This window comes from Microbulbifer sp. ABF4_143, assembly GCF_056160225.1.
In genome coordinates this window covers 63,157-76,154 of record NZ_JBSWWT010000012.1, presented here as the reverse complement: position 1 = coordinate 76,154, position 12,998 = coordinate 63,157, and the positions used below count along the sequence as shown (strand labels likewise).

The following is a 12,998-nucleotide window of genomic DNA, read 5'->3' as shown; positions in this document are numbered from 1 at the left end:
GCATGGATCAGTCAGTCAATTTGCAAAACGGCCAGCAACGCCGCGAACTGGTGGCGCGGGAATTCCGCGCGCGCTTCGGGCGCGCGCCGTCGCTGTGGGTGCGCGCGCCCGGGCGTGTAGACGCCATGGGCAGCCACACGGATTACAACCAGGGTTTCGTACTCACGGTGCCCATAGACCGCGACACCTGGATCGCCGCCGCGCCCCGCAGTGACGGCCACGTGCGGATGCAATCCCTGAATGTGGACGGCGCCGGCGGCTTTGCCGCCGACGACATCATGGCCAGGCCGCTGTGCGGCTGGATGGCCTATGTGCAGGGAACCGCCGCCATTCTCGCCCGCGAAGGCTACGGGATCGGCGGTTGCGATCTGCTGGTGCACGGCGTGCTGCCGATCGGCAGCGGTTTGAGTTCCTCCGCGTCCCTGGAAGCGGCCACCGCCACCCTGTTCGCGCAGCTGGGCGGTTTCTCGATACCGCCGGTGCAGATGGCGCTGCTGTGCCAGCGCGCCGAGAACGAGATAGTGGGCGTCAACTGCGGTGTGCTGGATCAGTACAGCGTGGTGCTGGGCGAAAAGGACTCGCTGCTGCTGCTGGACTGCCGCGCGCTGAGCCACAGCTACGCGCCGCTGCCGGAGGATATCCAGCCGGTTGTCTGCAATACCAAAACCCACCGGCAGCTGTCCGGCTCCGAATACGGCGAGCGGCGCGCCGACTGCGCCGCCGGTGTGCACAGCCTCGGCAGGCTGGTGTCCGGCGTGCAGAGCCTGCGCGATATCGATATCGAAACCTTCTCCGCACTGGAGCACCAGCTGCCGCCGCGGGTCGCGCGGCGCTGCCGTTTCGTGCTGGAGGAGAATGCGCGCGTGCAGCAACTGGCCGCGGCCCTCGCCGACGGCGACGCCGCCAGCCTCGGTGCACTCTGCGCGGCTTCCTTTGCCGGCGCGCGGGATCTGTACGAGATCACCATCCCGGCGATGGAAGCCATGTACCGGGCCGCCGGCGAGGCGCCCGGCGCACTGGGCGTTCGCCAGGCCGGCGCCGGCTTCGGCGGCTGCATGCTGGCCTTTGTGCAACGGGATTCGGTGGACGCCTTCAGCCGCCACTGCGCCACACGCTACCGCGAGCTGACCGGCACCCGCGCGGAAATCTATCCGGTGCAGAGTGCCGACGGCGCCGGCCCGCTGGAAAACCACTGAGCGCCGACAGGAATCCACCATGACTCAGGCCAGCGCGACCCAGGCTGTTTCGGTCGAGGAAATTACGCCTTTCGGCAGGCTGCGCCGGGGGCCCGATCGCGGCAGCGAAATCCGGCGCTTTGTGCTCAGCAATCGCAGCGGCCTGAGGGTGGTGGTGTGCGAGTACGGCGCCAGCCTGTTGCAATTGTGGGCGCCGGACCGCGACGGCCGCCCGGCGGATATCGCCCTCGGCTTCGACCATCTCTCAGGCTATGAAGGCTCCGGAGCCTATCACGGCGCCACAGTCGGCCGCGTGGCCAACCGCATTGCCCGGGCCAGCTTCCGGCTCGATGGCAGCGACTACCGGCTGGCCACCAACAACGGCCCCCACCACCTGCACGGCGGCCCCGCGGGCTATCACCGCCGCCGCTGGAACGGAAAAATACTTCTGGAAGACAAGGGCGCGCCGGCGGTGGCGTTTTCGCTGATCGACCCGGACGGCAGCGAGGGCTACCCGGGTAGAGTGCAGGTGTCGACGATCTACAGCCTGGGCGCAGACAATACGCTGGAAATCCGCTACCACGCCCGCTGCGACAGGCCCACGCCGATCAATCTGAGCAACCACACCTACTGGAGCCTGAACCCGGGCACTTCGGTCGCGGCGCAGCAGTTGCTGATCGCCGCCGAACACTACCTGCCGGTGGACGAAGGCCTGATTCCCGATGGCCGCCTGCTGCCGGTGGCGGGCACCGCAATGGACTTTCGTGAAGCCCGGCTGATCGGCAGCGGGCTCGCCCAACTGCCGCAGGGCTTCGATCACAACTATGTTTTGGGCACTTCTGTATTGGACAGTGGGGCACAACGCGAGGTCGCCTTTGCCGCGAGCCTGAGGGACCCGGGCAGTGGGCGCCGCCTCGATCTGTATACGGACCAGCCGGGCCTGCAATTCTATTCGGGCAATTTTCTCGACGGCAGCGAATGCGGCAAACAGGGCTTTCGCTACCAGCGCCACCAGGGCCTGTGCCTGGAACCCCAGGGTTTTCCCGACGCGATCAACCGCGAGGCGTTTCCCAGTGTGATTCTGCGCCCGGGCCAGACCTACCGACACACCAGCCGCTACCGTTTCAGCACCTGCAACGCTCCCTTCTAAGGAGCCTCTCCCGCTTCCGGCAGCCGCACCCTGATATAGTCCTCCGGTGCGCGGCGCACGCGCTGCCAGGCGGGAAACACCAGCTTCAATGCATTGATAAAACCATCCACCGGCTCCGGGTAATCGTGTTTCACCATCTGGTGCAGTTTCGGCAGGCTGTAGAAAGGCACCGCCGCGTACATGTGGTGTTCCGTGTGGAAGTTCATATTCCAGTAGAAAAACTGCAGCAGCGGATTCATATAGACGGTGCGCGTGCTCTTGCGGTGGTCCGGGGTATTGATGGCCAGCGCCGTGTGCTGGGTCAGTATCACCAGGTTGGCCAGCAGGCCGCCGTAATAGGGCGCGAACAGGGTAAATACCAGCGGCAGCCAGGTCTGCGCCAGCAGTGACCAGGTCACCAGTGCCAGCACCGCCACAACAAACAGCCGCGAGGACCAGACGATTTCGCGCCACTGCTTGGCGTTGATGCGCTCGTCGATATAGCCGGGCCGCCAGCCGGTGGCGTGAATAAACGGCATCAACAGCTCGCGGGGATAGAAGAGCGCACTGACAAACGGCAGCAGCCAGGGATTGGTGGGCGGGCGGGCCACCACGAATTCCGGGTCCCTGCCCTCGTAAAGGGTGTAGGCGTGGTGCTGCAGGTGGCGCCAGCGATCGTAGCGCGCCTCCTTGTGCATCATAAATGCGGAAACCCAGTTCACCACCTCGTTCAGCCAGGGCGTTTTAAAGGCCGTGCGGTGGTGGGTCTCGTGCATGGCCGCCATGCTCGACAACACATAGAGGGTGCCGTAGATAAAGAAAAACACATAACTCCAGACGGTGCCTAGCGTGACGTAGGCCAGGTAACCGAAATTGACCAGCAGTGCCAGGGTGACCGCGACGATAAACAGGCCCGGGCCATTTTTCTTTTCCAGCAGCGTGCGAAACTCCTGCCGGTCCAGCGGGGTTTTGTACCAGCGTATGGATAGGTTTTCTTCGCTATTTTTCATCGCCCTTTCCTCTTGTCGGCCGAATTTCCGTTTCCGCACGGGCACCCTTCAGCCCGGCGACAACCGCTCCTGTAGCAACTGCTTGATAAACAGGTTGATTTCCCATTGATCCACCAGGGGCTCATGGCTGTGGGGCTGCACCGGCATATAGGTGGCCGGGCCGAATTCCGGCGTGATCGCAAGTTTTTCCAGTGCCGGCAGGCTGTCGATAATCTGTTGCCACCAGTGGAGATGCCGCTCCACTTCCGCCTGCCAGTGTTTGCAGCGCGGGTCTACAATCTGCGGGCCGTTGGCATGGCCCACCCGCGCGTGAATATAGCCACAGCGCGGTGCTATGCGCCGGATCAGTTCGTCGTGGTGCTCCAACAGGGATTCGCTGACCACACACCAGTGGGAAAAGTCGGCGGTCAGGCGCAGCTGCGGCAGCGCCGCCAGATAGTCTTCGATGGTCCATGGGTTGAAGCTGAATCTGCCGCGGTGGGTTTCGTGCACTATGGGCACGCCGTGGCGCTCGGCGATAGACTCGGCGGCGCCGATCAGTTCCAGGTTCTGCTCGCGGGTGAAATAGTCGCGCCCGGTGTGGCAGTTGATCAGCCGTGGCCGCAGCTCCGCCAGTGCCTCCACCTCATCCAGATACTGCGCCCGGTACGCCGCGTAGTCCGGCGCCTTGCACATCACCACCTGGGCGATCAGCTCCATGCCGCTGCTTTCCAGCAGCTTGTGCACCAGCGCCTGTTGGCGGCGCGCGTCGGGAATCGGCGTTTCGATACCGCGGTAGCCCGCCTCGGCGGCCCTGGCGAGAAACTCCGGCATCGGAATGTGTTTGTAGCCCCAGTAGGTGCAGAAAAAATCCAGACGCATATTCTTTCGCTCTACCTTTATTCGTCAAAGCGCTGTTCCGGGCAGTCGCGCAGCATCTGCGCCGCCTGCTCCGGGGTCAGATCCCGCTGCGCCTCCGCCAGCATTTCGAAACCCACCATAAACTTGCGTACACTGTGCGAACGCAGCAATGGCGGATAGAAGTGTCCGTGCAGCTGCCAGTGGGATACCTCCTCTCCGCCACCGGAATAGGGAGCACCGTGCCAGCCCATGGTGTAAGGGAAAGCGGTTTGAAACAGATTGTCGTAGCGCACCAGCAGGCGCTTCAACAGCCCGGCCAGTGCTTCCTGTTGCGCCGCGCCGGCCTGCTCCAGCCGCTGCAGGGGCAGCTTCGGCAGCACCAGGGTTTCAAACGGCCAGGCCGCCCAGTAGGGCACCACGGCGATCCAGTGATCGTTTTCCACCACGGTGCGCACGCCCAGCTCCGCCTCCAGCTGCGCATAGTCCAGCAGCAGCGCGCGGCCGTGGCGCGCGAAATACGCGCGCTGGTTGTCGTCCTCCCGACGCGCTTCACTGGGCAGGGCGTCGAGGGCCCAGATCTGTCCGTGCGGATGGGGGCTGGAGCAGCCCATCATCGCGCCCTTGTTCTCGAAGACCTGCACCCAGCGGTAGCTTTCGCCCAGCTCCGCAAACTGCGCCGCCCAGGTGGCGACCACCTCGCGAATAGCCGCCTGCGGCAATTGCGCCAGGCTCAGATGGTGGGCCGGGGAATAGCAGATCACCCGGCAGCGCCCCATGACCGGCTGCGCGCGCAACAGTGGGTGGGCACTCTGCACTGCTTCGCTTTCATCCAGCAGCGCCGGAAAGTCGTTGTCGAAAACAAAGGCGCCCGTATAGTCCGGATTGCGGACTCCGCCGCTGCGACGGTTGCCGGCACACAGGTAGCAGTCCTCGACATGGGCTAGCCGCTCGCCGGGCGGCGGCGCCTCCACCTGTCCCTGCCAGGGGCGCCGGTTGCGCTGCGGCGAAACCAGCACATAGTCGCCGGTGAGCGGGTTGTAACGGCGGTGGGGCAGATCCATCACAGTACTTCGAACAGCCCCGCCGCGCCCATGCCGCCGCCCACACACATGGTGACCACCACATGGCGCACGCCGCGGCGTTTGCCCTCGATCAGCGCGTGCATCACCATGCGCGCGCCGCTCATGCCGTAGGGGTGACCGATGGAAATCGCCCCGCCGTTGACGTTCAGCTTTTCATCGGGAATGCCGAGCTTGTCGCGGCAGTAGATCACCTGCACCGCAAAGGCCTCGTTCAATTCCCACAGACCGATATCGTCCATCTTCAGGCCGGCGCGCTTGAGCAGCTTGGGCACCGCGTACACAGGGCCGATTCCCATCTCGTCCGGCTCGCAGCCCGCCACCGCCATGCCGCGGTAGAGACCCAGCGGCTTCAGGTTGCGCCGCGCAGCCTCCCCGCCCTCCATCAGGATCAGCGCCGCGGCGCCGTCGGAAAGCTGCGAGGCGTTGCCGGCGGTAATGCAGCCGCCGTCGCGCACCGGTTTCAGCGCGGCGAGATCTTCCAGCCGGGTCTGCGGGCGGTTGCCCTCGTCCTGGCTAAGCGTGATTTTGCGCCGGGACTGCTCGCCGGTCTCGCGGTCCACCACTACCTGTTCCGCGGTCACCGGCACTATCTCGTCATCGAAACGGCCTTCGGCCTGCGCCTCGGCGGTGCGCTGTTGCGAGCGCAGCGCGTATGCATCCTGCTGTTCGCGGCTGATGTTGTAGCGGTTGGCCACCACCTCCGCGGTGTCCAGCATCGGCATATGGATATTGGGCACATTGGCGACCGCCATCGGGTCCGCCACCCGGTGCAGGTTGAGCTTGTCGTTCTGCACCAGGGACACCGACTCACAGCCCCCGGCGAGCACGATCGGCGAGCCGTCCACCAGAATCTGTTTGGCCGCCGTGGCGACGCTCATTAGGCCGGAGGAACACTGGCGATCCAGGCTCATGCCGGCGACACTGACCGGCAGGCCCGCCGCCGCGACCACCTGGCGGCCCAGATTGGCCGCCTGGGTGCCCTGCTGCAGCGCGGCGCCCCAGATACAGTCGTCGATTTCCGCCGGGTCCAGGCCGGCGCGGCTGATCGCCGCCTGCACCGCGTGGGCGCTCAGGCTGGGCGACTCCAGGTTGTTGAAGGCGCCGCGGTAGGCGCGGCCGATCGGGGTGCGCGCTGCGGCGACGATAACGGCTTCTTTCATCGGCTATTCCTGTTGCTCTGATGCGCTCTTGTGTGTGTATTACGCCTCATCGGCGGCGGCTGGCGTCTGCGCTGCGGCGGCCTGGCTCCCGGCCACCGCCTTGCGGATAAAGCGCTCTGTCTGCGCCGGCCCCGAGGCGATGGCCTGCTGCCCCTCGCCGGCGCTGATCTGCGCCCAGTGGGCCTGGACCTGTTGCGGGTTGCGCGCCTCCGGCGGCAGGAAAATCCCCTCGCTTTCGAACATCTTCGCCCGCGCGTAGCAGCCCGCACCGGCGCAGAGAATTTCGCCGCTGGGCGCATCCTCGGCGCACATGGCCAGCGCGCCGGCGGTCACCGCCTGCGGAGACAGCAGCCCGGCAAATTCCGGCGGTACCAGCTCCTCGGTCATGCGCGTGGTCGCGGTCGGTGCCAGGGCGTTCACGCGGATATTGTTTTTCGCCCCCTCGATAGTGAGGGTGTTCATCAGGCCCAACACCGCCATCTTCGCCGCGCCATAGTTCGACTGGCCAAAATTGCCGTACATGCCGGAGGAGGAGGTAGTCACCAGAATGCGCCCGTAGTTCTGTGCGCGCATAATGTCCCACACCGCCTTGCAGCAGTTCACCGTGCCCATCAGATGCACGTCGACGACGATACGGAAATCCTCCAGCGACATCTTGGCAAAGGACTTGTCGCGCAGGATACCGGCGTTGTTGATCAGAATATCCACCCGCCCCCAGGCCTCCATGGCGGAGGCCACCATGGCTTCCACCTGCTGGGGAATGGTGATATTCGCCCCGTTGGCGATGGCCTCGCCGCCACCGGCCTTGATTTCATCGACCACCGCCTGCGCCGCCGCGGACGACTGCCCGACGCCGCTGCGGTCTCCGCCGAGGTCGTTGACCACCACCCTGGCCCCCGCCGCCGCCAGCGCCAGCGCGTGCGAGCGGCCGAGGCCATTGCCGGCGCCGGTCACTATGGCCACCTTGCCGTTGAAATCTACTGCCATTCTCTGCCCCCTGAAGGTATTTGGTTTCTTAGATCAACGCCCGCGTCAGATCCGAGCGCAGCACGCAGCGCGCGTCCATCAACACCGCCTGTCCGGAAGCCTCCAGCACCGGCAGCGCTGCCAGCTGTTCGATGATGTGCGCCTGGGTGGGAAGCTTCCACAGCGGCGGCGGTGTCCATGCGATCTCGGCATCCGCCAGACTGATGGCGCTGCTGGTGAATTCCTGCGGAAAGAGAGTCGCGTGGGAGAGGTCGGCGCCGCCGCCGGCACCGAGCGCGGGCAGGTGGCGCCAGCCCATCCAGTTCATCGAGGAAAATTCGCCGTCGATAAACGCCGCCTCTTCCTCGCTGGCCTTGCGGATATTGGTGAAATGCAGATCGCAGAAACTGTGGCCGTTGCGGTGCGCCCAGGTGCGCATCTGATCGCCGTCGAAGCGGAACGCCTCCACCGATGCGGGAATTTTCGCAATACCGGCGCCCTCGCGCCCGGGCAGTATCGGCGTGGCATTGTCTTCCCACACCACCAGGTTGTACCAGCCACTGATATCGTCCTGTGTGCCGGTAAACCGGGCCGGTACATTGACCGCGAGAATATTATAGGGCTCGCCGCCCATCCACTCGACACCCCGGTTCATCATGGCGGCCACCATGATTTCATTGCCCAGCAGCGTGAATCCCGGCGGCAGCAGCCGCGCGAGCCTTTCGCCGTCGGTCTTGTAGCGGGCGGACGCAGTGACCGTCTCCCGGTACACCAGCGCCGCCATACCGCCGGGCTGGGCACCGAAGCTAACCGGCATCTGCCGAAGCGAACCCGGCGCTGAATATTCACCGGCGTTGTTCAGTGGATTGATGAACTGTGAGTTTTCGCCGTCGGGCTTTTTATCGGCCCGCGCGGTATCCAAGTCCCCGCGCCTGCGCTTGGTCGTATCCATGGAAGTCCCCGCCATTTCCGCTGCGCACGGCGAAGGCCGCACGCCTTGAGGGACCATTGTAGAAATACGCCTGGCTGGCGCCATGACACCGGATGTCCACCGCCGGGCGGCTCCGCAGTCAGAATGTCAGGGTCATATCGACGTAGAGCGACCGGGGCTCGCCGATAAAGTAGCGCTCGCCGCCGAAGGCAGAGAAGTCTGCACGCTCGGCGTAATCGATATCAATCAGGTTTTTGATTCTGAGCCCGAACGCCAGGGCCGGATTGAGCTGATGGCGCAGGCGCAGATTCCACAGCCGGTGCCCGGGGTATTCGTGGGCATTTTCCAGATCGGTGTAATAGCGGCCCATCAGCAGCCACTCCAGCTCGGCACTGGTGTCCGCGCCCGGGTTCCAACCCAGGTGCAGGGCGTGCTGGCGCCTGGGCGCAGAGACGACGTCATTGCCGCGGGTGGCGATTGTCTCGGCGACGCCCGGCACACTGACATCGGCGAGATAGCGGTGGCGCGCCAGGGTGCCAGAGAGGCCCAGGCTCCACGCCCCATCCAGCTGCCAATCGAGCTGGTATTCCAGCCCCTGGTGATCCGTCTCGCCATCGCTGAGGTAGAGACGGTCGGCCGACTGGAAAATGACATCGTCTTTTTCCATGTAAAAGGCCGCAACGCTGTAACCCAGGGAAGCATACTGTCCGCGCAACCCAAATTCCGCACTCTGCACCGATTCGGAGTCCAGGTCCGCTGCCATCTGCCCGTTCTGCAGGCGGTACATTTCCGTTGCCTGGGGCGCGCGGCCGCCGCGGGCGAGGCGCAGGAAGAGCCCGTGATTTTCCGCATAGTTGTGCACCAGCCCCAGGTTGACCGAGAGGTTGCCAAAGCGGTCCAGGCTGTCATCGGGGCGTGTGTAGCGGCAGCCCACCGCGCCGGTAAAGCCGTTGATACACTGGCTGCCGTCTTCCGCGGTGTTGCCGCTGATCATGCGGTTCTTGTAGTCGTATTCCAGGGTTTCGTAGCGCAGGCCACCGGACAGCGCCGTCTCGGGTGTCAGCTGGTAGTCCAGCGAGGCGAAGGCAGCGGCCATCAGCGCCTGCACGCTGTAGTCGTAGTGCCGTCCGGCGGGGAAGGAGGAGAAGCCCCCCTGCTGGCTCTGTTTGAGCCAGGCGTCGGTGATCTCGGCATCGATACCGGCGGTCAGATCCAGGGCGGCATCCAGCCCGGCGAAATAGGCCGACTGGAACCCGAAGCTGCGCTGCCCGTTTTCCTCCAGCGGCGTGCCCGGCAGGAAGTGCATCAGGAAGGCCATGTCGGTAAAGCGTGCGTAGGGCGTCACCTGTAGCGCGGCGGTTTCCGACAGGGCCAAGTCGATGCGCGACTGCAGCCGCGCCGAGCGCGTGTCCCGGAAGGCCTCCGGATTCGGATTTTCGCGCTTGCGCCCGGCGTCCTTGTAGACGTCCTCACCGGACACATAGCCGGCGGTTTCCTGGTTCAGATTGCTCAGGCTGAGCAGGCTTCTGACATTCAAGCGCTCGCCGCGGAAATCGTGCCGCGCCGTCAGTTTCTGCTGGTCGAAGCCGGAGTCATCCCTGTAGCCACCGTCGCTGGCGCCGTTGAAATCGATACGGAGTCCGTGCGCGCCCAAGCTGTTGCCGTGGCTGAAGCGGATGCGCGCATAGTCGTTGGCGCCGGACTCGAGACCGATGCGCGTCTCCGCCGCGTCCGTTGGCGCCGGCGTGACGATGTTGATCACCCCGTGTTGCGCATCGGAACCGTAGAGCACCGTGCCCGGCCCGCGCAGCACCTCGATGCGCTGCGCCTGTTCGGTATTCAGGTCGAACAGCTGGTTCACATTGCAGAAACCGGTGGCGCGCACCGGTATGCCCTCCTCGCTGATCGCGAAGGCACCGCAGCTACCCGCACCGGTCAGCACCGGAGAGCGTATCGCGGTCAGGTGCTCCTGGCCGTTGCCACGGGTGACCCACACACCGGGAATGCGGTTGGTCACTTCACTGATATGCACCGGCGCTACCAGCCGTACCGCTTCGCCATCCACCACGGAAAGGCTCGCGGGCAGGTCTTTCAGTATCTGCGGATTGCGCGTCGCCGTGATCGAGACGGTTTCCAGATCGTCGCCTGGCGCAGAACCGGCAGCCAGTGACAGCTGGGGGCCGGCGAAGACGGCCAGGCAGAGAAGTTGCGGTAGTTTTTTACGGAGCAGTTTCATTGGTGGTCACTCGTTTGGGTGGGACCTTGTGTGGGCGGTTCCCCGACTGCGCGGCGCGGCGAATCCCGCGTGCCGCGCCGCGCGCCGTTTCACCGCCGTCAGTAGACTTCCGCCTCCTTGAGCGAGAAGCCCACGATGGTGCCTCTGGTATTCAGCTGCAGGCGGATGTAACGCGCCGAGACAGTGCTGAAATTTACCGTATCCATGGCACCATCGCCGTTGTCAACGCTGGCCACCGAGTGCCAGCTGCTGTTGTCGTCGGAGACCTGTATGTCGTAGTCGGCCGCGTAGCCGCCTTCGCCATCGGCGCCCTCCCACAGCAGTTTTACCTGGCTGAACGAGCGGCTGCTACCGAGGTCGATCACCGCCCACTGGTTGTCGATAAACCAGGACAGCCAGCGGGTGGAGGCATCGCCGTCGGTTATGTTTTCCGGGGCGCAACAGGGCTCCTGGGAGCTGACGGTGACCGCAGCATTCAGGGCCAGATTACCGTTGCCGGGAGGCTCGGTGTCACCTTCCTCGGTGAATACGGCGGTGACGGTGATATCGCTGTTGACGGTGATGGTCAGCGGATTGGCGCTGCCGGAGGCGCCGCCTGTCCAGTGCGAGAAGCGCCAGCCGTTCGCCGCTGTGGCCGTCAGCGTGACGCTGCTGCCGGCCTGGTAGTTGCCGCCGCCGCTGACACTGCCGGAACCGCTGCTGTTGACCGTGACATCGAAAATGCTCGGTGGCGGCGGGGTGCCGTCGCCGCTCAGCCTGTAGGCCTGCAACATATTGCCCTGACCGCCGGCCCCGGCGCGGTAGCCGCTGTCGGTGAACAGCATGTCGCCGGCAACGATCGGCCAGTTGGCATCGATGGCACCGCCATTACCCAGTACGCCGTTGGTACCCATGCGCTCGAACACCGTGTCCTGCAGCCACAGCAGGTTGCCGGTATCGGCATCGAACGCCATCAGGTAGCCGGAGAGGGTACCGGCGAAAACGACCCCGTCAACCGCTACCGGGTTGGCCGAAATCACCGGCTTGTAGTAGCGGTTGTCGCGCTCGCTCCAGAATTCTTCGCTGTTCTGCCAGACGATATTGCCGGTATTGATATCGATGGCATAGAGGCCAGGCGTGGCGCCGGGGGAATTCTCCAGTTCACCGGAGCCGGTACCGGCCAGGAAGTCGAAGATGCGCTCGGCCTTCGGGCCCGTCTTGTCGCTGACCGGCACGAACACCAGGTCGCGGCTGTCGTCGATGGCAAAGCCCCAGTGCACGCCGCCATAGGTGCCGCCGACGCCGATGCGGGTATTCCAGAGTTTCTGCCCGTTGTCTGGGTCCAGCCCGAAGACATCACCGGATTTCGATGCGGCGATCAGGATATCCTGGCCGTCCGCGCGGGTCGCCAGTGTCGGCGTAGAGTTCAGATCGAAATCCAGCGCATTGTCACTGTTGATATGGTCCGGGTCGCAGTTGGCCGGCTGTGTGCCGCCGAACAGTACCCAGTCGGTGCAGCCGAGGTTGATGATATCGTCCGGTATGCCCTGGAAGGTCCACTTTCTGGCCCCGGTATCCAGGTCGAAGGCGATCACAGCGTCGCCGCCGGCAGTCTGCGGCCCCGTGTACTGCTGACCGGTGCCCACATAGAGCGAATTGCGCTTGGCGTCCACGAAGGGCACGCCCCAGGGGTTAGCTCCGGAAGGCCCCTTGGTGGGGTCGCCGGCGTACTCGTACCCGGGCACCTGATCGATGGTGTACTGCTTCCACTTCAGGTCCCCGCTCCAGGCGTCCAGTGCCAGCACTACGCCGCGGGAATCACAGCAGGGATAGTTTGTATCGTAGGCTTCATTGATCTCGTTGTTGGAGAGCCCGAGATAAACGGTGCCGTTATGCAACGCAACGGAGGAACGCGAGGAGACAAACGGGTGATTGTCATGCTTGCGGCGCCAGATCAGGCTGCCGTTGGTGTAGTCGCGCTTGACGATCTCCGCATTCGCATTGGTGTAATACACGGCCTTGCCACTGCCGTCGGGATTCTTCGGGCCGAAAGTGAAGCCGCTGGCTACTTCCGCCGCTTCGGTCTCCTGCCAGACCACACAACCGCTGTCCTTGTCCAACGCGGTCACATTGCCGCCGGTATCACCGACGATCACCACTTCATCGGTAACGCCGAGAGAGCTGCGGCCACCGAAAAGCCACGGGTGGCTGTAGGTCCAGGCCAGCTCCAGTTCATGCACATTGTCTTTGCCAATGGCGCTGTTGGGCTGATAGTGATTGGCGGTCAGGTTGCCGCTCTGGCCGGCACCGTGACCGCTCCAGAATACGTTCGCATTAGCATCGAGTGTGGCCGGGCAGTTGTTGACAGGCCCGGTCACTGCGACCGGCTCGTTGGAGCCGCAACCGGAAACCATGAAACCCGTTATGGCGGCAACCACCGCGAAACGGGGAAGGGGTATACGCTTCATCACAAATACCTTTTATTTTTGC

General features: G+C 64.4%; 10 protein-coding genes. 2 read left to right on the top strand and 8 right to left on the bottom strand.

The window, feature by feature from the left end; translation table 11 throughout:
* Positions 1 to 2: 2 nt before the first annotated feature.
* Entirely contained in the window at positions 3 to 1,196 is a 1,194-nt protein-coding gene (gene galK, locus ACXAF3_RS11170; RefSeq protein WP_475112381.1) for a galactokinase, read from the top strand.
* 19 nt (positions 1,197 to 1,215) lie between these two features.
* The gene (locus tag ACXAF3_RS11165) at positions 1,216 to 2,325 is read left to right on the top strand and encodes an aldose epimerase family protein (protein ID WP_475112380.1); all 1,110 of its coding nucleotides are present in this window, start codon (positions 1,216 to 1,218) and stop codon (positions 2,323 to 2,325) included.
* Here the strand turns inward: ACXAF3_RS11165 and ACXAF3_RS11160 are convergent.
* From ACXAF3_RS11160 to ACXAF3_RS11125, 8 genes are all read right to left on the bottom strand, one after another.
* Complete coding sequence (locus ACXAF3_RS11160) at positions 2,322 to 3,314, bottom strand: fatty acid desaturase (protein ID WP_475112379.1); 993 nt, start codon at positions 3,312 to 3,314, stop codon at positions 2,322 to 2,324. The genes ACXAF3_RS11165 and ACXAF3_RS11160 overlap by 4 nt on opposite strands.
* A 48-nt stretch (positions 3,315 to 3,362) precedes the next feature.
* A complete protein-coding gene (locus ACXAF3_RS11155; protein WP_475112378.1) occupies positions 3,363 to 4,175 on the bottom strand; it encodes a sugar phosphate isomerase/epimerase family protein in 813 nt (270 codons plus the stop codon).
* A 17-nt stretch (positions 4,176 to 4,192) separates the two neighbouring features.
* Positions 4,193 to 5,215, bottom strand: a complete 1,023-nt coding sequence (locus ACXAF3_RS11150) for a UDP-glucose--hexose-1-phosphate uridylyltransferase (protein ID WP_475112377.1) — start codon at positions 5,213 to 5,215, stop codon at positions 4,193 to 4,195.
* Positions 5,215 to 6,396, bottom strand: coding sequence for an acetyl-CoA C-acyltransferase (locus ACXAF3_RS11145; RefSeq protein ID WP_475112376.1), 1,182 nt, complete (start codon positions 6,394 to 6,396; stop codon positions 5,215 to 5,217). Before ACXAF3_RS11145 ends, ACXAF3_RS11150 begins: the two co-directional genes overlap by 1 nt.
* Positions 6,397 to 6,435: 39 nt before the next feature.
* On the bottom strand, positions 6,436 to 7,383 hold the full coding sequence (locus ACXAF3_RS11140) for an SDR family NAD(P)-dependent oxidoreductase (RefSeq protein WP_475112375.1): 948 nt from the start codon (positions 7,381 to 7,383) through the stop codon (positions 6,436 to 6,438).
* A 28-nt stretch (positions 7,384 to 7,411) separates the two neighbouring features.
* Complete coding sequence (locus tag ACXAF3_RS11135; RefSeq protein ID WP_475112374.1) at positions 7,412 to 8,314, bottom strand: acetoacetate decarboxylase family protein; 903 nt, start codon at positions 8,312 to 8,314, stop codon at positions 7,412 to 7,414.
* A 118-nt stretch (positions 8,315 to 8,432) separates the two neighbouring features.
* Complete coding sequence (locus tag ACXAF3_RS11130) at positions 8,433 to 10,529, bottom strand: TonB-dependent receptor (RefSeq protein WP_475112373.1); 2,097 nt, start codon at positions 10,527 to 10,529, stop codon at positions 8,433 to 8,435.
* Between the two features lie 98 nt (positions 10,530 to 10,627).
* Complete coding sequence (locus tag ACXAF3_RS11125) at positions 10,628 to 12,976, bottom strand: outer membrane protein assembly factor BamB family protein (RefSeq protein ID WP_475112372.1); 2,349 nt, start codon at positions 12,974 to 12,976, stop codon at positions 10,628 to 10,630.
* Positions 12,977 to 12,998: the final 22 nt, after the last annotated feature.